The sequence below is a fragment of the Roseateles cavernae genome (assembly GCF_040187885.1).
In the GTDB taxonomy this organism is placed as follows: domain Bacteria; phylum Pseudomonadota; class Gammaproteobacteria; order Burkholderiales; family Burkholderiaceae_C; genus Roseateles_E; species Roseateles_E cavernae.
Map to the genome: position 1 here is coordinate 132,684 of NZ_JBDPLH010000011.1, position 20,115 is coordinate 152,798.

A 20,115-nucleotide genomic window follows, 5' to 3' on the forward strand; every position below is an offset into this window, starting at 1 on the left:
GGCTCAGAACTTGTAGCTCAGGCCCACCGAGAACATATCGGCATGGGTCTTGACCTTGTTGCTGCCGTACTTGGCCGAGATGCGGTCCCAATCGGCATTCAGCGCGATCTGCTCGGTCAGCGCATAGCTGACGCCGGCGCCGATCAGCGGCTGCATGCTGGACTTCTTGCTCGTGGCACCCGCGTAGGACTTGGCCTGGGTGTAGGCCACGCCCAGACGGCCCTTCAGCGCGAAGGGGCCGGCGTTGTAGGCGGCCACACCGCTGACGCCCAGGCCGCGCAGATTGACCGCGCCAGGCACCAGCACATTGGCCTGGTTCTTCAGGCTGCCGATGCCGCTCTTGATGCCAAAGCCCATCGCCTCGACGCCGAAGGTCTCGTCGAACATATAGCCGCCAAAGATCTTGCCGCCGGTCTTGGCGGACTTGTCGCATTTGACGCCGGTCTGGCAGCCGATGTCGTACTTGTTGGACAGGCCGAGGCTGGCGCCGGCATACATGCTCGGGCCGGTGTTGCTGGACGACTGGGCCGAGGCGGCGCCGGCGGCCAGCAAGGCGGTGGCTGTGGCGAAGGCGGCGAAAGCATAGCGAACGGGGGATTTCATGGGGCACTACTCCTTGGGTTTGTTCTGCCTGTGACCCGCTGCGGGTTCACGACGGAACGCAGTGTCCTTGGGGCTTCGGGAAACTGCCAGTTGACTCTGGCAAGTGGCATAGTTCGGTCCGCTGTGTGGCGAAAAACGATACTTGTGCCCATGCAAGACCAGGGCGGGGAGGGTGGAGATGAGCAGTCCGGAGCTGTTGTTGCAGGTTTTGCGCAGCGAGATGCGCGCGGCCAATATGACCTATCGCGGCCTGGCCGAGCGGCTTGATCTCAGCGAGTCCAGCATCAAGCGCATGTTCTCGCAAGGCGATATGAGCTTGTCGCGCCTGGCCCAGGTCTGCAAGGTGATCGGTGTGGCGCTGGAGGATGTGTTGCGCCAGGCGGCCGATGCGGCGCCGCAGTCCGACACGCTGACCCTGGCCCAGGAGCGAGCGCTGGTGGCCGATGCCAAGCTGCTGATGGTGGCGACCTGTTGCCTCGGGCATTGGACCCTGGAGCAGATCATCGAGACCTATGCGATCAGCGAGGCCGAATGCATCGGCTATCTGCTCAAGCTGGACCGTCTCGCGCTGATCGAGTTGAAGCCGCTGAACCGCTACCGGCTGCGCGTCTCGCGCGCGTTCCGCTGGCTGCCCGACGGGCCGGTCCAGCAGCTGATGCGCCAGCATGTGGTCGGCGACTATTTCGCCGGCCGCTTCGACGGACCCGGAGAGACCATGTTGTGCGTGCACGGCCGGCTGTCCGACCCGAGCGCACAGGAGCTGGTGCAGAAGATCCAGCAGCTGGCCGCCGAGCTGGCGCGCCTGCACCAGGACGACCAGCGCCTGCAGCCGGCGCTGCGCGACGGCTACACCTTGCTGCTGGGGCTGCGCTCCTGGGAGTTCTCGCAGTTCACCGCGATGCGGCGCTGAGCCTGGGGACGCTGGGGCCGGCCGGTGCGCTGTCGGCCTTGCAATGCCAGCTCAGCACGAGCTTGGCGCTGAAGCGGCCCAGCTGCGCTTTCAGGCAGGGCAGCTGGCCCGCGCGCTCGGCACTGCTGCAGGCCATCAGCGCCAGCAAGGCCCCGCTGAGCAGCAGGCCATGGCGGCGGCGCAGCCGCAGTGTGGCCGGCCAGCGGGCGGGGGGGAGGAGCAGCTTGGTCAGTGTCATGGCGGGGCCGAGTGTTGTCGGCCTGACGCCTGAATGCCACAGCGGCAGCAAAGGTGCCGCCATATGCTGCCGGCGGTAGCACCGCCCGAACCCTAGCGGAACACCGGGCCGAGGAAGAGGTAGACCGCGCTGCGACCTTCGCGGGTATGGCCCAGCGCGAAGTAGAAGGGGCCGAAGCGGGTATCGACGGCCAGAAAGCCGCTGGCGGCCATCTTCAGGTCGCTAGGGCCGACGATCTGGCCGCGCTGCACACCGCCACCGGCCTCCAGCGAGAAGCCGGCCCGCACGGCCTGGCCCAGGCCCAGCGGCATCTGGCCGATGCGCTTGGCCATCACCAGCCGGGCCAGCGCGATGTTCTGGCCCTGCAGTGAGGCATCCGGGCTGCCCGACAGGCGCAGAAAACCGCCCAGGCTGCGCTCGCTGCCATAGCTGCCGTGCGCCAGTTCCAGATAGACATGGCCGGCCCAGGCGCGCCACTGGAAGGCGCTCATCGCCGCCAGGCCCAGCTGCATCGAGCCCCCTTCCACGTCCGAGTGCAGCAGGTCCAGGCGCAGGTCCAGCAGCTGGCCGCGGCTGGGGAAGGCGACCGAGTCCAGGCTGTCGACGCGCAGCTGGCCATAGACGGTGCCATAGCGCTGGCGCTGCTGGCCCTGCAGGAGATCCTCGGGCACCAGCATGCGCACGCGGTTGCTCAGGCCACCAAAGCCCAGGCGCACATCGCCCCAGTTGCCCAGGCGCCTACCCAGCGCCACCTCGTTGCGGCTGCTGCTGTAGGCATAGCGGCCGATGCGCCGGCCCTCCTGGAACAGATCGGCATCGCTGCTCTCGGAGCGCAGGCTGGGCGCAACAAACCAGGGCGAGCCCGCGCCCAGCGGCTGCATCAGCTCGGTGCTCAGCTCGCGGTGGGCGCCCAGGCGCAGCGTGCTGCGCAGCTCGGCGCCCCAGCGGTTGAGCCAGCCGAGGTGGTGCATCGCGACGACGGAGAAGCGGTTGGTGTCGTCGAAATTGCTGTAGAGATCCAGGCCCAGGCGCAGGCGGCTGAAGGCCCAGTCGGCCTCGCTGACCCGCAGCGTGATGTCGCGCCGCCCCTCGCGCTCGACGCTTTGCGCGTCGACGCGCTCGAACTCGCCGCTGCCGTAGAGCGCGGTTGCCGCCTGCTCGGCCTGGGCCTGGGTCACCGGTGTGCCCGGCGCCAGACCCAGCAGATGCTGCAGCTGGCCCTTCAGCGCTGGCACCTGGCTGCGCCGCGTGCCCTCGATGCGCAGCTCGCCCAGCGGCAGCGCGCTGTCGGCGGCCAGCACCGGCGCGGCCTGCTGCAGCCGGGTGCGTCGGTAGGCGGCATAGTCGGCCTCGCTCAGCGCCAGCGCTGCCAGCCGCTCCTGCGTGGCCAGGGTCGAGCGCTCGCCGGCCTCCAGTGCCAGCTCGCGGCGGCTGAAGTCCATGAAGCCGATGCCGTCGAGCTGGGGGTCGATCAGCACATCGTCGGCACGCAGCTCCTTCAGCGAGCGCGCGACGTTCTGCTCGGTCAGGATCTGGATCATCTGGTTGGCCACGCCGATGGCGCTGCTCAGCTCGCGCTCCTCCAGCAGCGGCGAGCCGACATTGACCGCGATGATGAGGTCGGCGCCCATGCTGCGCGCGATGTCCACGCCCAGATTGCGCACCAGGCCGCCGTCGACCAGGGGCCGGCCCTGGATGCGCACCGGGGCAAACACGCCGGGCACCGCCATCGAGGCCCGCAGCGCGAGGAAGAGCGGCGTGTCGCTCATCTGCTGCAGCTCGCCGCTGAGCAGATCGGTGGCCAGCGCGCGAAAGGGCAGGGCCAGGCGGCTGCTGGGCAGCTCGGCGTGCGCGCCGGTCACCAGCTGCTCCAGCGCATGCTCCAGCGCGCTATTGCCGGCGGCCGCCGGCGGCAGGCTCGCCCCTTGCAGATTCACGTTCAGCTCGATGCGCGAGGGCACGGCGAGGTCTTCCTCGCGCCGCGTGAAGCTCAGTGAACGGCGCTGCGGCCGGTCGGCCAGGATGGCGTCCCAGTCGGCGCCGTGGACAAAGGCTTCCAGCTCCTCGACGCTGCGCCCCGCCGCATAAGCGCCGCCGACGACCGCGCCCATGCTGGTGCCGACGATCAGATCGACCGGCACACGCAGCCGTTCCAGCGCGCGCAGCACGCCGATATGGGCCATGCCGCGGGCGCCGCCGCCGGACAGCACCAGGCCGATGCGGGGGCGTGCGGTCGGCGTGGCTGGCGCAGGTTCGGCCTGGGCCAGCGCCGGCAGCAGCAACTGCAGGAACAGTACACAGCAGAGCAGGGCCTGGATGGGCATGGGCGTTTGGATTCTTGGTGTGCCGAGGCCGGGGGCGCGCAAAGCACGCTAAGCTCTCCGTCCTCTTCCCTTGAGAGCCGCCCAAAATGGCCCGCATTATGTTCCGCATCGGCGAAGGCTGGGACACCCACGCCCTCGTCACCGACCGCCCCCTGATACTTGGCGGCGTCACCATCCCGCACAGCCACGGCCTGCTGGGCCATTCCGACGCCGACGCGCTGGCCCATGCACTGACCGACGCGCTGCTGGGCGCGGCCGCGCTGGGTGATATCGGCAAGCTCTTTCCCGACACTGCGGCCGAATTCAAGGGCGCCGATTCGATGGTGCTGCTGGCCGAGGCCTATGCCCGGGTGCGCGCGGCCGGCTGGGAGATCGTCAATCTGGACAGCACCATCGTCGCCCAGGCGCCCAAGATGGCGCCGCACATCCCGGCGATGCGGGCGCGCCTGGCCGAGGTGCTGGGCATCGACGCCGGCCAGATCAATGTGAAGGCCAAGACGGCCGAGAAGATGGGGCCGGTGGGCGAGGGCCGGGCCATCGAGGCCCGCGCCGTCTGCCTGCTGCAGGCTAGCTCGCCCGCTGCAGCCTGATCTGGGTCAGCAGACCGCCGCCCTGGGCATTGCTCAGCGCCAGCTGGCCGCCGATGCGCTGCAGTGATTTCTCGACGATGGCCAGGCCCAGGCCGGCGCCGGTGGCGGCCGTGCGGGCCGCGTCGCCGCGGAAGAAGGGCGTGGTCAGCCGTGCCAGCTTGTCCGGCGGGACGCCGGGGCCGTGGTCGCGCACCTTCAGCAGCACCGAGTTGCCCTCCTGCTCGGCGCTGACCTCGACCCAGGCCGCTTCATCGGGACCGTGGCCGTAGCGGCGTGCATTCTCGAAGATGTTCAGCAGCACGCGGCCCAGCTCGGTCTCGTCGGCCCAGACCTTCAGCACCGGCGGGATGAAGATGCCGATGCGCAGCTGGGTGGGGTCGCGGAAGGCCTGTGCCTCGCGCTCGACCAGCTCAGCCAGGTTCAGCGGCTGCAGCTGCAGCTCGCTGGGCCGGGCGTAGTCCATGAATTTGTTGATGATGGCGTCGAGCTGGTCGATGTCTTGCACCATGTACTGGCGCGCCAGCTCGTCGCTGACGCTCATCTCGGCCTCCAGCCGCAGCCGCGCCAGCGGCGTGCGCAGGTCATGCGAGATGCCCGCCAGCATCACGGTGCGGTCCTCCTCCATCTTGGCCAGCTCGCGGGCCATGCGGTTGAAGCCCATATTGACCTCGCGGATCTCGCTGGTGCGGGTGCTCTCGTCCAGGCGCGAGTCGTACTCGCCCTCGCGGATGCGGCCGGCCGCGATCGACAGCTCGCGCAGCGGCTGGTTGATCAGCCGCGCGATCGTGGCCGAGCCCAGCACCGTGGCCACCAGCGCGATCACGATCCACCACCAGTTGCTGCTCAGCGTCACCGACAGCGGGGCCGGGCTGGTCTGCAGCCAGTAGCTGTCGCGGTCGATGCCGAAGCGCACCCACAGCCCGTCGTCGCCGTTGACGCTGCGCGCCACCACGGTGTCTATGCCCAGGCGCCCGCGCAGCTCGGCGGCCAGGCGCTTGGCGAACGGGCTGGTGTCATAGGGCTGCCAGCGGTCGTGCTGCTCGGCCACCCGCACCCGTACCGTCTCGCTGCGCGCGATCGAGCTGATCACCGCGACCCGGTTGATCGCGTCGGCATTGGCCAGCGCGGCGCGGCTGAGATTGACCAGGCCGGCCAGCTGCTGCGCCGATTCGAGCGCGCGCGGCTCGGCCTCCAGGGCCTTGAAGGTCTGCTGCCAGGCGATCACGCCGCCGACCAGCAGCAGGGCCAGCAGCGCAAAAGTGCGCCAGAACAGGTTCAGCGCGAGATGGGGGCGCGACATCGGCGACGCCCGCTCAGCTCACATCATCGGGCACGAAGACATAGCCGACCCCCCAGACGGTCTGGATATAGCGCGGCTGGGCCGGGTCGGCCTCCAGTAGCTTGCGCAGACGCGAGATCTGCACATCCAGGCTGCGGTCGAAAGGCTCGAACTCGCGGCCGCGCGCCAGCTGGGCCAGCTTGTCGCGGCTCAGCGGCTGGCGCGGATGGCGCACCAGGGCCTTGAGCATCGAGAACTCGCCGGTGGTCAGCGGCAGGGCCTCGCCATTCTTCGACAGCCGGCGCATCGCCAGATCGAACTCGAAAGGCCCGAAGCTCACCGTCATCGGCTCCTTGGACGGGGCGCCGGGCGCCTCCATCGCCGGGCGGCGGCGCAGCACCGCATTGATGCGGGCCAGCAGCTCGCGCGGATTGAAGGGCTTGCTCAGATAGTCGTCGGCGCCGACCTCGAGGCCGACGATGCGGTCCACCTCTTCGACCTTGGCGGTCAGCATGATGATGGGGGTGTTGTCATTGGCGGCGCGCAGGCGGCGGCAGATCGACAGGCCGTCCTCGCCGGGCAGCATCAGGTCCAGCACCATCAGGTCCACGGTCTCGCGGGTCAGTTGCTTGTTGAGCGCCTTGCCATCCTCTGCCAGCAGGACTTCGAAGCCTTCCTGGGTCAGATAGCGGCGCAGCAGATCGCGGATGCGCGCGTCATCGTCAACGACCAAGATGCGATTGGGCCGGGTCTGGGCGCTGGTGTTCATGGCCACTCCTGAATTTGTAACAGCGGCATTTTGCAGGGCTTTGGCCCGCTGTTACATCTTTGGCCGCGCGGACTGTGAGCAGATGTTTCCTTGTCAACGGATGGCTGGCGCGCACCGCTAAGCTCAGGGTTCACCAACCGATTGAGGGAGATCGATGACACGCAAAACCATGGCCGCACTGGCCTTGATGACCCTGGCGCCCGTGCTGGCCCAGGCCGAGGCACCGCGCCAGAACGCGCTGAACCTGAGCGCCACCGCGAGCCAGGAAGTGAGCCGCGATGTGCTGGGCGTCAGCTTCACGACCACCAAGGAGGGCAGCGACGCGGCCCAGGTGCAGAGCGCGCTGAAGCAGGCCCTGGATGCCGCGCTGGCCGAGGCACGCAAGATCGCCAAGCCGGGCCAGGTCGAGGTGCAGACCGGCAATTTCGCGCTCTACCCGCGCTATGCGCCCAAGACCGGCCAGATCAATGGCTGGCAGGGCACGGCCGAGCTGCAGGTCGAGGGCAAGGACACGGCGGCGATCGCCCAGCTGAGCGGCCGCATCGCGACGATGAGCATTGCCCGCGTCGGCTACAGCCTGTCGCGCGAGGCGCGCGAGAAGGTCGAGGGTGAGGTTGTGGCCCAGGCGATCGCACGCTACAAGCTGCGCGCGGCTGACTATGCGCGCCAGTTCGGCTTCTCCGGCTACCAGATCGGCGAGGTCAGCGTCAACACGGCCGACTCCGGGCCGATGCCGATGGCCGCGCCCTCGATGATGCGCATGAAGGCCGCCGGCATGGCCGATGAGGCCCTGCCGGTCGAGGCCGGCAAGGCGACCGTCAGCGTCTCGGTCAACGGCGTGGTCGTGATGACGAAGTAAGCCTTACTGGGCGGTCCAGCCGCCGTCCAGGCTCCACGCTTGGCCGCGGACATTGGCCGCAGCGTCGGAGCACAGGAACACGGCCAGCTCGCCGAGTTGCTCCGGCGTCGTGAACTGCAGCGAGGGCTGCTTCTCCGCGAGCAGCCGCTTCTTGGCCTCGTCGATGCTGACGCCATCGGCAGCGGCGCGGGCATCGACCTGCTTTTGCACCAGCGGCGTCAGCACCCAGCCGGGGCAGATCGCGTTGACGGTCACACCGGTGGTGGCGGTTTCCAGCGCCACGCTCTTCGTGAAGCCGACGATGCCATGCTTGGCGGCCACATAGGCCGACTTCTGCGCCGAGGCCACCAGGCCGTGCACCGAGGCGATATTGAGGATGCGGCCCCAACCCTTGGCCTTCATGCCCGGCAGGGCCAGGCGGGTGGTGTGGAAGGCGGAGGTCAGGTTGATCGCGATGATGGCGTCCCAGCGCTCGACCGGGAAGTCCTCGACGGCGGCCACATGCTGGATGCCGGCGTTGTTGACCAGGATGTCGCAACCACCGAACTCGGCGTCGATAGAGGCCATCATCGCTTCGATCTCGCCGGCCTTGCTCATGTCGGCACCGTGGTATCCGACCTTGACTCCGAGTGCCGCCACCTCGGCCTTCGGCCCCTCGGCATCGCCAAAGCCGTTCAGCACGATGTTCACACCCTGGCGCGCCAGGGTCAGCGCGATGCCCAGGCCGATGCCGCTGGTGGAGCCGGTGACCAAGGCGGTTTTGCCTTTCAACATGGGGAATTCCTCGGGGGTTGTTAGGATGCCTGCAAAGGATACCGAAACAAATGCCCGAACCGCGCCTGAACCATGTGCAATGCCTGAGCAGCGCCGGCCTGCATCGCATGGCTTATTGGGAATGGGGCGCGCGCGACAACCCCCGCGTGCTGGTCTGCGTCCATGGCCTGAGCCGCCAGGGCCGTGATTTCGATGTGCTGGCCCGCAGCCTGAGCGAGCGCTACCGCGTCATCTGCCCCGATGTGATGGGGCGCGGCGAGTCCGACCGGCGTCCTAACGCGGCGCTCTACCAGGTGCCGGTCTATGTGGCCGATATGGTGACCCTGCTGGCGCGGCTGGATGTGGCCGAGGTCGACTGGGTCGGCACCTCGATGGGCGGCCTGATCGGCCTGGGTCTGGCGGCGCTGCCGGACAGCCCGGTGCGGCGCCTGGTGCTCAATGATGTGGGCCCGGCCATCGAGTATGCGGCGCTGGAGCGCATCGGCAGCTATCTGGGCCAGCGCATGCACTTTGACAGCCTGGCGCAGGGCGTCGCCCATCTGCGCGAGATCTCGGCCGGCTTCGGGCCGCATAGCGAGGCCGAGTGGCTGGCCTTGTCGCGGCCGATGTTCAGGCCCGATGCTGAAGGCGAGGGCGTGCGCCTGCACTACGACCCGCGCATCGCCGAGCCCTTTGCCGCGTTGACGCCGGCGCTGGCGGCGGCCGGCGAGGCCGCGCTGTGGCAGGCCTATGACGCGCTGCGCTGCCCGACCCTGCTGCTGCGTGGGGCCGACTCCGATCTCTTGTCGCGCGCGACCGCCCAGGCGATGACGCAGCGCGGCCCCCGTGCGCTCTTGCATGAATTGCCCGGTGTCGGCCATGCGCCGACCCTGGTGGCTGCCGATCAGATCGCCCTGGTGCAGCATTTCCTCACGTAGTTATGAAGACAGGATTGCCCGCAAGAGCGGAGCAGGCCGCGCCCATCGTCGCGCTGGCCGACACCGGCGAGGGCCAGGCGGCCGTGGTGCGTGCCCGCGCCTTTGCCGAGCCGCTGCTGGCCGGCCAGCCGCTGGACACCGGCGAGGACGCGCTGGCCCATGCCGATGGCGTCGCCGCGATACTGGCCGGCATTGGCGCGGCGCCGGCCATGCAGGCGGCCTCCTATCTGGTCTATGCCGGCGACTATCTGAACAAGCCCGAGGACATCGTCGCCAAGGCCTTTGGCGACAGCTACGCCAGCCTGGTGACGCACACGCGCAAGCTGGTGCAGCTGCAGCGCGCGGCCCGCGAGGCGCAGGGCGCGCTGAAGGGCGAGGAGCAGCGCCAGCAGCAGACCGAGCGGGTGCGCAAGATGCTGCTGGCCTTCTCGCGCGATCTGCGCGTGGTGCTGCTGCGACTGGCCTCGCGGCTGCAGACCCTGCGCTACTTTGCCGCGACCAAGACCGAGTGCTCGCAGGCTGTGGCGGCCGAGTCGCAGCAGGTGTTCGCGCCGCTGGCCAACCGGCTGGGCATCTGGCAGATCAAGTGGGAGCTGGAGGACCTGTCCTTCCGCTTTCTGCAGCCCGAGGCCTACAAGGGGCTGGCCCGTGCGCTGGACGAGAAGCGCGTCGAGCGCGAGCAGCGCATCGAGGCCGCACGCCTGGCGCTGCAGGCCGATCTGGCGGTCCACGGCCTGCAGGCCGAGGTGCAGGGCCGGCCCAAGCATCTCTACAGCATCTGGAAGAAGATGCAGGGCAAGAGCCTGGAGCTGGACCGGGTCTTCGACCTGCGCGCGCTCCGAGTCATCGTGCCCGATGTCAGCGATTGCTACGCCTGCCTGAGCCTGCTGCACGAGCGCTTTGTGCCGGTGGCCGGGGAGTTCGACGATTACATCGCCAAGCCCAAGCCGAACGGCTATCAAAGCCTGCACACCGTCGTGCTGGGGCCGGACGAGCGGCCGATGGAGGTGCAGATCCGCACGCGGGCGATGCACGAGCATGCCGAACACGGCGTGGCCGCGCACTGGGCCTACAAGGAGGCGGGCGCGCGCGGCTATGCCGGCGTGACGGCGGCCGGCGAGTTCGAGGAGCAGGTGGCGGCCGCGCGCAAGGCCGTGCTGCGCCAGCTGCTGGCCTGGGAGCGTGATTTCGTCGAGGGCGATGCGCCCGGCGCGCAACCGGTGTTCGACGACCGCATCTATGTGTTCACGCCCCAGGCCACCATCGTCGAGCTGGTCAGGGATGCGACGCCGATCGACTTCGCCTACGCCGTCCACACCGATCTGGGCCATCGCTGCCGGGGCGCCAAGATCGATGGCCAGATGGTGCCGCTGAACACCAGGCTGCAAAGCGGGCAGACCGTCGAGATCAGCGCGCTGAAGGAGGGCGGCCCCTCGCTCGATTGGCTCAACCCCGAACTGGGCTATCTGCAGAGCCAGCGCTCGCGCACCAAGGTGCGCGCCTGGTTCAATGCGCTGGCCCAGGCCCAGACGATTGCCAAGGGCCGCGAGCTGGTCGAGAAGCTGTTGCAGCGCGAGGGCAAGACCGCCACCAAGCTAGAGGATCTGGCCGCGCGCCTGGGCTTCAAGAATGCCGATGCCTTGTTCGAGGTGGTGGGCAAGGACGAATACTCGTTGCGCAATATCGAGAATCTGCTGCGCCCGCCGGCGCCCGAGCCCGACACCGATGAGATGCTGGTGCAGCGCCGGACCAAGGCGGGCAGCTCGGCACCCAAGGGTGGCGTGCTGGTGGTCGGTGTCGACTCGCTGCTGACCAATCTGGCGCGCTGCTGCCGGCCCGCGCCTCCCGATGGCATCGGCGGCTATGTGACGCGCGGCAAGGGCGTGGCCATCCACCGCGCCGACTGCAGCAACTTCCGCCAGATGGCGCAACGCGCGCCCGAGCGCGTGATCGCGGTGGCCTGGGGCGAGACGCCCGAGAAGGGTGCGCTCTATCCGGTCGATGTGATCATCGAGTCGAGCGACCGCCAGGGCCTGCTGCGCGATGTGCTGGAGGTGCTGGCCAAGGAAAAGATGAATGTGATTGCGGTCAACACGCAATCCTTGAAGGTGGCCAAGGGCGAGACCGCCTGGATGAGTCTGACCGTCGAGGTGGCCGATTCCGGTCGCCTGGCCCAGGTGCTGCGCAGCGTGGCCCAGGTCAGTGGCGTGCGCAGCGCGCGGAGAAAATAAGCGCGAAATACGGCGGGAGTTTGAAAGACTCAAAAATCCATGCTATAGTGCGAAGCTCTTCAGGCGCGTAGCTCAGTTGGTTAGAGCACCACCTTGACATGGTGGGGGTCGTTGGTTCGAATCCAATCGCGCCTACCAAATTCGGTAGGAAACGAAAGCACCTGGCAGCAATGCCAGGTGCTTTTTTGTTGGCCTGAGCGGCAGCGGTCGCTAGATCGCCAGGCATGCCGTTGTGGGTGAACATCGGGATCACACTGCCGGCCATCACCGCGGTGATGAAGAGCATGGCATCGAGCTGATGCATGCGGAGCTTTCAGCGCCTGGGCGCCCAGGCCGGGTCGATCTCGTTGAAGAAGGCGCCCTGATCGGCGTCGGCATAGGGGCCGGTGCCGCTGTGCAGCGCGCGCGAGGCCGGCACGAAGCCACCGGCATTGACGTCGAACACATGGACTTCGCCGGCCTCGATCACATAGTGCCAGCCATGCAGGGCCAGCTCGCGGCGCTCGACCCGGGCGCGCACCATCGGGTAGTCCATCAGCCGCTCCAGCTGCAGCACGACCGAGCGTTCCTCGGTGCGGCGCAGCGCCTCGTCGGACAGCTGCACCGGCAAGGCGGCCTCGCGGCCCAGCTCCAGCCAGGCGCGCAGATTGGGCGCATCGGCCGGCACCTCGCCGTAGAGCGCGCGGATGCCGCCGCAATGGCTGTGGCCGCAGACGATGATGTGCTGCACGTTCAGGGCCAGCACGGCATATTCGATGGCGGCGGCCGTGCCATGGAGCCCCTGGGAGCCGTCATAGGGCGGCACGAAGGCGCCGACATTGCGCACCAGGAAGAGCTCGCCCGGTCCCGAACCGGTCAGCATATGGGGCACCAGGCGCGAATCCGAGCAGCCGATGAACAGGGTGCTCGGATGCTGGCCCTGCTCGACCAGGTCCTTGAAGCGGGCCTGGTACTGCGGGAAGAAGTCGGTATTGAAACGCCGCAGCCGCGACAGCAGGTCGTCGGGCATGGTCGGTGACTACTGCAGCAAGGGCGAATCGGCGCCCTCGAGGGCCAGGCCGTCGATGCGGGCCGCACCGGCCAGCAGGTTCAGGTACTGGCGCAGGGCCGTCACATAGGCTTGCTGGCGCAGAGTCTGGGCAATTGCGGCCTGCACGGCCTCGAAACCCTGGCGCAGGCCCGGCTCGCGGGCCTCGACCCGCACGATATGGAAGCCGAAGCGGGTGCTGACCAGGCGCGGCAGCACACCGATATGCGCGCTGGCCTCGTCCTGCGCGAACAGGGCGGCGCCGAACTCGGGCGCGCAATCGTCGCGCGTCAGCCAGCCCAGCTCGCCACCCTCGGCGCCGCTGGGGCAGTTTGAGAACTCGGCGGCCGCCTGCGCGAAGGCCTCGGCATCGACACAGCGCAGCGAGACCAGCAGCCCCTCCGCGCGTTGGCGCAACGCGGCAATGTCCATGCCTTCGGTGACGGCGAACAGGATGTGCCGCGCATGGACCCGCTCACCGATCGCGAAGCGCGCGACATGGGCCTCGAAGAAGCGCCGGCAGGCGGCCTCGTCGGGCTCGGGCAGGCGCAGCTCGCGCTCCAGCAACTGCTCGATCGCCGCCGACGCGGCCTCGCTGAGCAGGCCGTCCAGTGCCGGCACATCGCCCACGGCCAGCAGGCCGGCGCGCTGCGCGGCCTGGCGCAGCAGCTCGCTGTAGGCGCGCTGGCGCAGATCTTCCTGCGCGAGGACCTCGGCGTCGGCGTGCAGGGGCACGCCGTTGATCATCGCGACCGGCGATGTGACCGCGGTGGCTGCCGTGCTCTTGCCGCCACCGCAGCCGCAGCTGCCGCCACCACATCCTTGTTGCTGTGTGCTCATCTTGTTCTCCTGTGCTCAGCGTGGTTGGTTGTGGCCCGGCGGCAGATTCAAGCGCCGGCTGCGCACCATCTGATAGGGGCGGATCAGGTAGGCCAGCGTGCCGAAGCCGCTCCAGACATGAACCAGGCGCGTGAAGGGGAAGACCAGGAACACCGTCATGCCCAGGAACATATGCAGCTTGAAGACCCAGGAGGCCCCGGCCAGCAGCTCGACCGCGCCGCCGCGGAAGGTGACGATGCGCTGCGCCCATTCGGCCAGCGCCATCATCATGCCGCCGTCCAGGTGTTGGGCCGACAGCGGGATCGTGGCCAGGCCCAGCAGCAGCTGCAGCCACAGCAGGGCCAGCAGCGCGATGTCGCTGGGCTTGCTGTTGCGGCGGATGCGCGCATCCGTCAGGCGGCGGTGCAGCAGCAGACTCAGGCCGATGAAGCCGAGCAGGCCGGCGACGCCGCCGACGATCATCGCCATCAGCTGCTTGGCGCCGGCGCTCATCAGGGGCTCGTAGAGAAAGTGCGGCGTCAGCATGCCGACGGTGTGGCCGAAGAACAGCACCAGGATGCCGACATGGAAGAGATTGCTGCCCCAGCGCAGCGAGCCGGTGCGCAGCAGCTGCGAGGAATCGCTCTTCCAGCTGTACTGGTCGCGGTCGAAGCGCAAGAGGCTGCCGAGCAGGAAGACGGCCAGGCAGATATAGGGATAGAGGCCGAACAGTGCAAAGTCGAGCGAGTTCATGGACGCACTCCTGGGTTCATGGGGGTCTTCTTGACGATATGGATGGGCTGTGGCGTGCCGGGGCGGCTCTGGCCCTTGCTGCTGCAACCATCGAAGGCGGGCGGCTCGACCCAGGCCTCGTCGAGCGCTTCGTCGGCCGTGATCTGCACCGCCTGCGGCGTCTCGCCGGCCAGCTCCAGCACTGCGCCGATCGCGGCCGCGTAGGGGTTCTCGTGCTTGATCAGGCCGCTGTGGATGGTGTTCAGGATATGGGCCATCTCGCCGAGAAAGGCGCGGGCGGTGGCCGGCGGCTGGGTCGAGGCGAACTCCAGCACCACCGGCAGGTAGTCGGGCAGCTCGCTGGCATCGAAGAACATGCCGCCCGCTTCATAGGTTTGTGCCAGGTCGACCAGGGCCGGGCCGCGGTCGCGCGAGTCGCCGTGCACATGCTCGAACATATGCAGGCTGGTGGCGCGGCCGCGGTCGAAGCTGTCGACATAGCGGCCCTCGACGGCATAGGCATCGCCCTGCTGCAGCGTGCTCATCAGCGCCTTCAGTTCCTGCAGGCGCTCGGCGCTCAGCGCCGCTTCATCGCGCAGCACCGCATGCAGCTCGGGCAGGGCCGCGCGCATCTCGGCCTGCGGGTAGTCCAGCAGGCGCGCGAGCACGCGGCAGGAGCGGGACATCGGGGTGTTGTTCATGTCGGCGTCCTCACAGCGTGGCCTTGATCGGGATCGTGCGTTTTTTGTCGCCACCGAACAGGCTGACGTTGCTCTCGCCCTCCGAGCAGCCGTTGCCGAAGCTGAAGCCGCAGCCGCCGCGCAGGTCGTAGGCGTTCTCGGCGTACTCGCGGTGGGTGGTGGGGATCACGAAGCGGTCCTCGTAGTTGGCGATGGCCATGGTCTGGTACATGTCCTCGACCTCGTGCTTCAGCAGGCCCACCTGGTCCAGCACGGCCTTGTTCTCGATGCCGTCCACATGCTTGCCGCGCTGGTAGGCGCGCATCGCCAGCATGCGTTCCAGCGCCCGCTCGACCGGTGCCACATCGCCGGCGGTCAGCAGATTGGCCAGGTACTGCACGGGGATGCGCAACTGCTTGACGTCGGGGATGTCGCCATTGATGCCGCTGCCCGGAATCTGGCCGGCATTGGCCGCAGCGCTGATCGGCGAGAGCGGCGGCACATACCAGACCATGGGCAAGGTGCGGTACTCGGGATGCAGGGGCAGGGCGACCTTCCAGTCGACGGCCATCTTGTAGACCGGGCTCTTCCTGGCCGATTCCAGCCAGGCCTCGGGAATGCCGTCCTTGCGCGCCTGGGCCTGCACGGCCGGGTCATGCGGGTCGAGGAAGATGTCGAGCTGGGCGCGGTAGAGGTCCTTGTCGTCCTTGACGCTGGCGGCTTCCTGGATGCGATCGGCGTCATACAGCAGCACGCCCAGATAGCGGATCCGGCCGACACAGGTTTCCGAGCAGACGGTGGGCTGACCGGCCTCGATGCGCGGGTAGCAGAAGATGCACTTCTCGGCCTTGCCGCTCTGCCAGTTGTAGTAGATCTTCTTGTAGGGGCAGCCGGAGACGCACATGCGCCAGCCGCGGCACTTGTCCTGATCGATCAGCACGATGCCGTCTTCCTCGCGCTTGTAGATCGAGCCCGAGGGACAGGACGCGACGCAGGCCGGGTTCAGGCAGTGCTCGCACAGCCGGGGCAGGTACATCATGAAGGTGTTCTCGAACTGGCCGTAGATGTCCTTCTGCACCTGCTCGAAGTTGATGTCCTTGCTGCGCTTGGCGAACTCGCCGCCGAGGATTTCTTCCCAATTGGGCCCCCACTCGATCTTCTGCATGCGCTGGCCGGTGATCAGGCTGCGCGGGCGGGCGGTCGGCGGCGCCTTGCTCTTGGGGGCCGACTGCAGATGGTCGTAGTCGAAGCTGAAGGGCTCGTAGTAGTCGTCGATCTGCGGCAGGTTGGGGTTGGCGAAGATGCGCATCAGCAGCTTCCACTTGCCGCCCTGGCGCGGTTCGATCTGGCCGTTGGGCTTGCGGATCCAGCCGCCGTTCCAGCGGGCCTGGTTCTCCCATTCCTTCGGGTAGCCGATGCCGGGCTTGGACTCCACATTGTTGAACCAGGCGTATTCCATGCCGGGCCGGTTGGTCCAGACGTTCTTGCAGGTGACCGAGCAGGTGTGGCAGCCGATGCACTTGTCCAGGTTCAGCACCATGCCGATTTGGGCGCGGATCTTCATGCGTGTTCTCCTTCGGTGGCGGCGACCTCGTCGTCCATCCAGTCGATCTTGGACATCTTGCGCACCAGCACGAACTCGTCGCGGTTGGTGCCTATGGTCCCGTAGTAGTTGAAGCCGTAGCTCAGCTGGGCGTAGCCGCCGATCATGTGGGTGGGCTTGGTGACGATGCGGGTCACCGAGTTGTGGATGCCGCCGCGCGTGCCGGTGATCTCGGAGCCCGGTGTGTTGATGATTTTTTCCTGCGAGTGGTACATCATCACCATGCCGTTCTTGACGCGCTGGCTGACCACCGCGCGGGCCGCGATCGCGCCGTTGGCGTTGAAGAGCTCGACCCAGTCGTTGTCGACGATGCCGGCGCTCTTCGCGTCGTCCTCGCTGAGCCAGATCACCGAGCCGCCACGGTTCAGCGTCAGCATCATGATGTTGTCGCTATAGGTCGAGTGGATGCCCCATTTCTGGTGCGGCGTGATGAAGTTGAGCGCGATCTCCTTGTTGCCGTTGGGCTTGATGCCCTGCACCTCCACCAGGGTTTTCAGGTCGACTGGCGGGCGATAGCTGCTGAAGCCTTCGCCGAAGGCCTGCATCCAGGGGTGGTCCTGGTAGAACTGCTGGCGGCCCGTCAGCGTGCGCCATGGGATCAGTTCATGCACATTGGTGTAGCCGGCGTTGTAGCTGACCTTCTCGCTCTCCAGGCCCGACCAGGTGGGCGAGGAGATGATCTTGCGCGGTTGCGCCTGGATGTCGCGGAAGCGGATCTTCTCGTCCTCGCGGTGCAGGGCCAGGTGGGTGTGGTCGCGGCCGGTCTGCTTGCCCAGCGCCTCCCAGGCCTTGACGGCCACATGGCCGTTGGTCTCGGGCGCCAGCGACAGCACCACCTCGGTGGCATCGATATCGGTCTCTATCCTGGGCATGCCCTGAGTCACGCCCTCGTCGCGCACCCGGCCGTTCAGGTCCCCCAGCTGCTCGACCTCGGTCTTGGTGTCCCAACCAATGCCCTTGCCGCCGTTGCCGGCCTTGTTCATCAGCGGACCGAGTGCGGTGAAGCGCTTGTAGAGATTCGGGTAGTCGCGCTCGACCACGGCGATCTGCGGCGCGGTCTTGCCCGGGATCAGCTCGCACTGACCCTTCTTCCATTCGGACACGCCGAAGGGCTGGGCCAGCTCGGCCGGGCTGTCATGCATCAGCGGGGTCAGCACCAGCTCCTTTTCGACGCCGAGGTGGCCGACGCAGAGCTCGCTGAATTTCTTCGCAAAGCCCTTGTAGATCTCCCAGTCGCTGCGGGCCTGCCAGGCCGGGTCCACCGCGGTGCTTAGCGGGTGGATGAAGGGGTGCATGTCCGAGGTGTTGAGGTCGTTCTTCTCGTACCAGGTGGCGGTCGGCAGCACGATGTCCGAATAGAGGCAGGTCGTGCTCATGCGGAAGTCCAGCGTCACCAGCAGGTCCAGCTTGCCCTCCGGGGCCTTGGCATGCCACTCGACCTCCTGCGGCTTGGCATCGTCCTGGCCGAGGTCCTTGCCCTGCACGCCATTGGTCGTGCCGAGCAGGTGTTTGAGGAAGTACTCGTGGCCCTTGCCGGAGGAACCGAGGATGTTGGAGCGCCAGACGAACATATTGCGCGGCCAGTTGGCCTCGTGGTCGGGGTCCTCGCAACTCATGCGCAAGGACCCATCCTTGAGCCCCTTGACCGCATAGTCTTTGGCATCCATGCCAGCGGTCTGGGCGTCCTTGACGATCTGGATCGGGTTGGTCTGCATCTGCGGCGCGCTGGGCAGCCAGCCCATGCGTTCGGCGCGCACGTTGTAGTCGATCAGGCTGCCGCCGTACTGGGCCTTGTCGGCGAGCGGGGACAGCACCTCGGAGACGTCGAGCTTCTCGTAGCGCCACTGGTCGGTGTGGGCGTAGAAGAAGCTGGTGCTGTTCATCTGGCGCGGCGGGCGTATCCAGTCCAGCGCAAAGGCCAGCGCGGTCCAGCCGGTCTGCGGGCGCAGCTTCTCCTGGCCGACGTAATGGGCCCAGCCGCCACCGCTCTGGCCGATGCAGCCGCACATCATCAGCATATTGATGATGCCGCGGTAGTTCATATCGCAGTGGTACCAGTGGTTCATCGCCGCGCCGATGATGACCATCGATTTGCCCCGGGTCTTGTCGGCGGTGTCGGCGAACTCGCGCGCCACCTGGGTGATCAGCTCGCGCTTGACCCCGGTGATGCTCTCGGCCCAGGCCGGGGTGTAGGGCAGGTTGTCGTCGTAGCTGGTGGGCGTGTTGTCGCCAAAGCCCCGGTTGATGCCGTACTGCGCCACCTGCAGATCGAACACCGTGGCCACCAGGGCTTCGCCGGCGTCCTCATGCTTGCCCAGCCTCAGGCGCACGACCGGCACCTGGCGCGAGAGCACGTCCTGCTGCTTGTTGGCGGTGAACTGCGGCGATTCGACGCCGCCGAAGTAGGGGAAGCCGACCTCGGCCACCTCATGGGCCTGAGCGCCATCCTCCAGCACCGAGAGCTTCAATCGCACATCGCCATCGTTGCGCGCTTCCTTGCTTTCCAGATTCCATTTGCCCAGATCTGGCCGCTCGCCGGCGCCCCAACGGAAGCCGATCGAGCCATTCGGCAGCACCACCTTGCCGAGCGCGTCGAAGGCCAGGGTCTTCCACTCGGGGTTGTTGTCCTGACCCAGCTTGCCGCCGAAGTCGCTGGCGCGCAGATAGCGGTCGGGCACCAGCAACTCGCGGCCGTCGGCCGTGGTCTGCTTCTTCATCTTCACCAGCAGCGGCAGGTCGGTGTAGCGCCGCGCGTAGTCATCGAAGTAGCTCGACCGCTTGTCGAAGTAGAACTCCTTCAGGATCACATGGCCCATCGCCATCGCGATCGCCGCGTCCGTGCCCTGCTTGGGGTGCAGCCAGATATCGGCCAGCTTGGAGATCTCGGCGTAGTCGGGCGTGATCGCCACCGTCTTCGCGCCCTTGTAGCGCACCTCGGTGAAGAAGTGGGCGTCCGGCGTGCGCGTCTGCGGCACGTTGGAGCCCCAGGCGATGATGTAGTTGCTGTTGTACCAGTCGGCGCTCTCGGGCACGTCGGTCTGCTCGCCCCAGATCTGCGGGCTGGCCGGCGGCAGGTCGCAGTACCAGTCGTAGAAGCTCATGCAGACGCCGCCCATCAGGCTCAGGTAGCGGCTGCCGGCGGCATAGGAAATCATCGACATCGCCGGGATCGGCGAGAAGCCGATCACGCGGTCGGGGCCGTGCTTCTTGATGGTGTAGATATTCGCGCTGGCGATGATCTCGTTGACCTCGTCCCAGCTCGAGCGCACGAAGCCGCCCAGCCCGCGGTCCTGCTGCCACTCGCGGCGCTGTTCCTGGTTCTCGACCAGGTTCTTCCAGGCATCGACCGGGGTGCGCGCGACATTGCGCGCGGCGCGCCAGTGCTTCAGCAGCGAGCCCCGCACCATCGGGTACTTGACGCGGTTGGCGCTGTACAGATACCAGCTGTAGCTCGCGCCGCGGGCGCAGCCGCGCGGCTCATGGTTGGGCAGGTCCGGGCGGGTGCGCGGGTAGTCGGTCTGCTGGGTTTCCCAGGTGACGATGCCACCCTTGACATAGATCTTCCACGAGCAGGAGCCCGTGCAGTTGGTGCCATGGGTGGAGCGCACGATCTTGTCGTGGGCCCAGCGGTTGCGGTAGGCATCCTCCCAGCTGCGGTCTTCGCCGGTGCTGCGGCCGTGGCCGTCGGCGAAGTCCTCCTTGGGCGAGGCGAAGTAGTTGAGGCGGTCGAGAAAGTGACTCATGGTCTTGTTCCTTGGAG

General features: G+C 67.5%; 17 protein-coding genes and 1 tRNA gene. 6 read left to right on the top strand and 12 right to left on the bottom strand.

Features of this window, described 5'->3' with window-relative positions:
* Window positions 1-3 precede the first annotated feature (3 nt).
* Window positions 4-603: an outer membrane beta-barrel protein gene (locus tag ABGI63_RS22620; protein ID WP_349744788.1), complete on the bottom strand. Its 600-nt coding sequence runs from the start codon at window positions 601-603 to the stop codon at window positions 4-6.
* 178 nt (window positions 604-781) lie between these two features.
* Between ABGI63_RS22620 and ABGI63_RS22625 the strand changes: the two genes are divergently transcribed.
* The gene (locus tag ABGI63_RS22625) at window positions 782-1,513 is read left to right on the top strand and encodes a helix-turn-helix domain-containing protein (protein WP_269840968.1); all 732 of its coding nucleotides are present in this window, start codon (window positions 782-784) and stop codon (window positions 1,511-1,513) included.
* Here the strand turns inward: ABGI63_RS22625 and ABGI63_RS22630 are convergent.
* Window positions 1,494-1,751 carry a hypothetical protein gene (locus tag ABGI63_RS22630; RefSeq protein ID WP_349744791.1) on the bottom strand — a complete coding sequence of 86 codons (258 nt, stop codon included), beginning with the start codon at window positions 1,749-1,751 and terminating at the stop codon, window positions 1,494-1,496. The two genes, ABGI63_RS22625 and ABGI63_RS22630, sit on opposite strands and share 20 nt — an antisense overlap.
* A 92-nt stretch (window positions 1,752-1,843) precedes the next feature.
* A complete protein-coding gene (locus ABGI63_RS22635) occupies window positions 1,844-4,075 on the bottom strand; it encodes a patatin-like phospholipase family protein (RefSeq protein ID WP_349744792.1) in 2,232 nt (743 codons plus the stop codon).
* 86 nt (window positions 4,076-4,161) lie between these two features.
* Between ABGI63_RS22635 and ispF the strand changes: the two genes are divergently transcribed.
* A complete protein-coding gene (gene ispF / locus ABGI63_RS22640; RefSeq protein ID WP_349744794.1) occupies window positions 4,162-4,665 on the top strand; it encodes a 2-C-methyl-D-erythritol 2,4-cyclodiphosphate synthase in 504 nt (167 codons plus the stop codon).
* Here ispF and ABGI63_RS22645 read toward each other — a convergent pair.
* Window positions 4,643-5,965, bottom strand: coding sequence for an ATP-binding protein (locus tag ABGI63_RS22645; protein ID WP_349744796.1), 1,323 nt, complete (start codon window positions 5,963-5,965; stop codon window positions 4,643-4,645). The genes ispF and ABGI63_RS22645 overlap by 23 nt on opposite strands.
* A 13-nt stretch (window positions 5,966-5,978) precedes the next feature.
* On the bottom strand, window positions 5,979-6,713 hold the full coding sequence (ompR, locus tag ABGI63_RS22650; RefSeq protein WP_137943204.1) for an osmolarity response regulator transcription factor OmpR: 735 nt from the start codon (window positions 6,711-6,713) through the stop codon (window positions 5,979-5,981).
* 154 nt (window positions 6,714-6,867) lie between these two features.
* Here ompR and ABGI63_RS22655 point away from each other — a divergent pair, with 154 nt between their 5' ends.
* The gene (locus ABGI63_RS22655; protein ID WP_349744797.1) at window positions 6,868-7,572 is read left to right on the top strand and encodes an SIMPL domain-containing protein; all 705 of its coding nucleotides are present in this window, start codon (window positions 6,868-6,870) and stop codon (window positions 7,570-7,572) included.
* A gap of 3 nt (window positions 7,573-7,575) precedes the next feature.
* Here ABGI63_RS22655 and ABGI63_RS22660 read toward each other — a convergent pair whose 3' ends face one another.
* Window positions 7,576-8,346 (bottom strand): 3-hydroxybutyrate dehydrogenase, encoded by a 771-nt coding sequence (locus tag ABGI63_RS22660; protein WP_349744798.1) that lies wholly within the window; start codon window positions 8,344-8,346, stop codon window positions 7,576-7,578.
* 50 nt (window positions 8,347-8,396) lie between these two features.
* On the opposite strand from ABGI63_RS22660, the gene ABGI63_RS22665 reads away from it, so the two are divergent.
* The 3 genes from ABGI63_RS22665 (at window position 8,397) to ABGI63_RS22675 (ending at window position 11,632) form a co-directional block, all read left to right on the top strand.
* Window positions 8,397-9,263, top strand: coding sequence for an alpha/beta fold hydrolase (locus tag ABGI63_RS22665; RefSeq protein WP_349744800.1), 867 nt, complete (start codon window positions 8,397-8,399; stop codon window positions 9,261-9,263).
* 2 nt (window positions 9,264-9,265) lie between these two features.
* A complete protein-coding gene (locus tag ABGI63_RS22670) occupies window positions 9,266-11,494 on the top strand; it encodes a RelA/SpoT family protein (protein ID WP_349744802.1) in 2,229 nt (742 codons plus the stop codon).
* Window positions 11,495-11,555: 61 nt separating this feature from the next.
* Window positions 11,556-11,632: transfer RNA gene (locus ABGI63_RS22675), tRNA-Val, on the top strand.
* A gap of 175 nt (window positions 11,633-11,807) precedes the next feature.
* Here the strand turns inward: ABGI63_RS22675 and ABGI63_RS22680 are convergent.
* From ABGI63_RS22680 to ABGI63_RS22705, 6 genes are read right to left on the bottom strand one after another with little or no spacing between them, the layout of a single operon-like run.
* A complete protein-coding gene (locus ABGI63_RS22680; RefSeq protein ID WP_349744803.1) occupies window positions 11,808-12,503 on the bottom strand; it encodes a carbonic anhydrase in 696 nt (231 codons plus the stop codon).
* Window positions 12,504-12,512: 9 nt separating this feature from the next.
* On the bottom strand, window positions 12,513-13,361 hold the full coding sequence (locus ABGI63_RS22685) for a peptidylprolyl isomerase (protein WP_349744804.1): 849 nt from the start codon (window positions 13,359-13,361) through the stop codon (window positions 12,513-12,515).
* Between the two features lie 15 nt (window positions 13,362-13,376).
* Window positions 13,377-14,093: a respiratory nitrate reductase subunit gamma gene (narI, locus tag ABGI63_RS22690; RefSeq protein ID WP_262973469.1), complete on the bottom strand. Its 717-nt coding sequence runs from the start codon at window positions 14,091-14,093 to the stop codon at window positions 13,377-13,379.
* Complete coding sequence (narJ, locus tag ABGI63_RS22695; RefSeq protein WP_349744806.1) at window positions 14,090-14,773, bottom strand: nitrate reductase molybdenum cofactor assembly chaperone; 684 nt, start codon at window positions 14,771-14,773, stop codon at window positions 14,090-14,092. Before narJ ends, narI begins: the two co-directional genes overlap by 4 nt.
* 10 nt (window positions 14,774-14,783) lie before the next feature.
* Window positions 14,784-16,316, bottom strand: coding sequence for a nitrate reductase subunit beta (gene narH, locus ABGI63_RS22700; RefSeq protein ID WP_137943194.1), 1,533 nt, complete (start codon window positions 16,314-16,316; stop codon window positions 14,784-14,786).
* Window positions 16,313-20,098: a nitrate reductase subunit alpha gene (locus ABGI63_RS22705; protein WP_349744807.1), complete on the bottom strand. Its 3,786-nt coding sequence runs from the start codon at window positions 20,096-20,098 to the stop codon at window positions 16,313-16,315. Before ABGI63_RS22705 ends, narH begins: the two co-directional genes overlap by 4 nt.
* Window positions 20,099-20,115: the final 17 nt, after the last annotated feature.

Excerpts from the sequence above, each read along its gene's own strand:
- ABGI63_RS22620 (WP_349744788.1), bottom strand. The coding sequence starts at position 603 with ATGAAATCCCCCGTTCGCTATGCTTTCGCCGCCTTCGCCACAGCCACC.
- ABGI63_RS22670 (WP_349744802.1), top strand. The coding sequence starts at position 9,266 with ATGAAGACAGGATTGCCCGCAAGAGCGGAGCAGGCCGCGCCCATCGTC.
- ABGI63_RS22645 (WP_349744796.1), bottom strand. The coding sequence starts at position 5,965 with ATGTCGCGCCCCCATCTCGCGCTGAACCTGTTCTGGCGCACTTTTGCG.
- ABGI63_RS22660 (WP_349744798.1), bottom strand. The coding sequence starts at position 8,346 with ATGTTGAAAGGCAAAACCGCCTTGGTCACCGGCTCCACCAGCGGCATC.
- ABGI63_RS22655 (WP_349744797.1), top strand. The coding sequence starts at position 6,868 with ATGACACGCAAAACCATGGCCGCACTGGCCTTGATGACCCTGGCGCCC.
- narH (WP_137943194.1), bottom strand. The coding sequence starts at position 16,316 with ATGAAGATCCGCGCCCAAATCGGCATGGTGCTGAACCTGGACAAGTGC.
- ABGI63_RS22635 (WP_349744792.1), bottom strand. The coding sequence starts at position 4,075 with ATGCCCATCCAGGCCCTGCTCTGCTGTGTACTGTTCCTGCAGTTGCTG.
- ABGI63_RS22630 (WP_349744791.1), bottom strand. The coding sequence starts at position 1,751 with ATGACACTGACCAAGCTGCTCCTCCCCCCCGCCCGCTGGCCGGCCACA.
- narI (WP_262973469.1), bottom strand. The coding sequence starts at position 14,093 with ATGAACTCGCTCGACTTTGCACTGTTCGGCCTCTATCCCTATATCTGC.
- ABGI63_RS22680 (WP_349744803.1), bottom strand. The coding sequence starts at position 12,503 with ATGCCCGACGACCTGCTGTCGCGGCTGCGGCGTTTCAATACCGACTTC.
- ABGI63_RS22665 (WP_349744800.1), top strand. The coding sequence starts at position 8,397 with ATGCCCGAACCGCGCCTGAACCATGTGCAATGCCTGAGCAGCGCCGGC.
- ABGI63_RS22705 (WP_349744807.1), bottom strand. The coding sequence starts at position 20,098 with ATGAGTCACTTTCTCGACCGCCTCAACTACTTCGCCTCGCCCAAGGAG.
- narJ (WP_349744806.1), bottom strand. The coding sequence starts at position 14,773 with ATGAACAACACCCCGATGTCCCGCTCCTGCCGCGTGCTCGCGCGCCTG.
- ispF (WP_349744794.1), top strand. The coding sequence starts at position 4,162 with ATGGCCCGCATTATGTTCCGCATCGGCGAAGGCTGGGACACCCACGCC.
- ABGI63_RS22625 (WP_269840968.1), top strand. The coding sequence starts at position 782 with ATGAGCAGTCCGGAGCTGTTGTTGCAGGTTTTGCGCAGCGAGATGCGC.
- ompR (WP_137943204.1), bottom strand. The coding sequence starts at position 6,713 with ATGAACACCAGCGCCCAGACCCGGCCCAATCGCATCTTGGTCGTTGAC.
- ABGI63_RS22685 (WP_349744804.1), bottom strand. The coding sequence starts at position 13,361 with ATGAGCACACAGCAACAAGGATGTGGTGGCGGCAGCTGCGGCTGCGGT.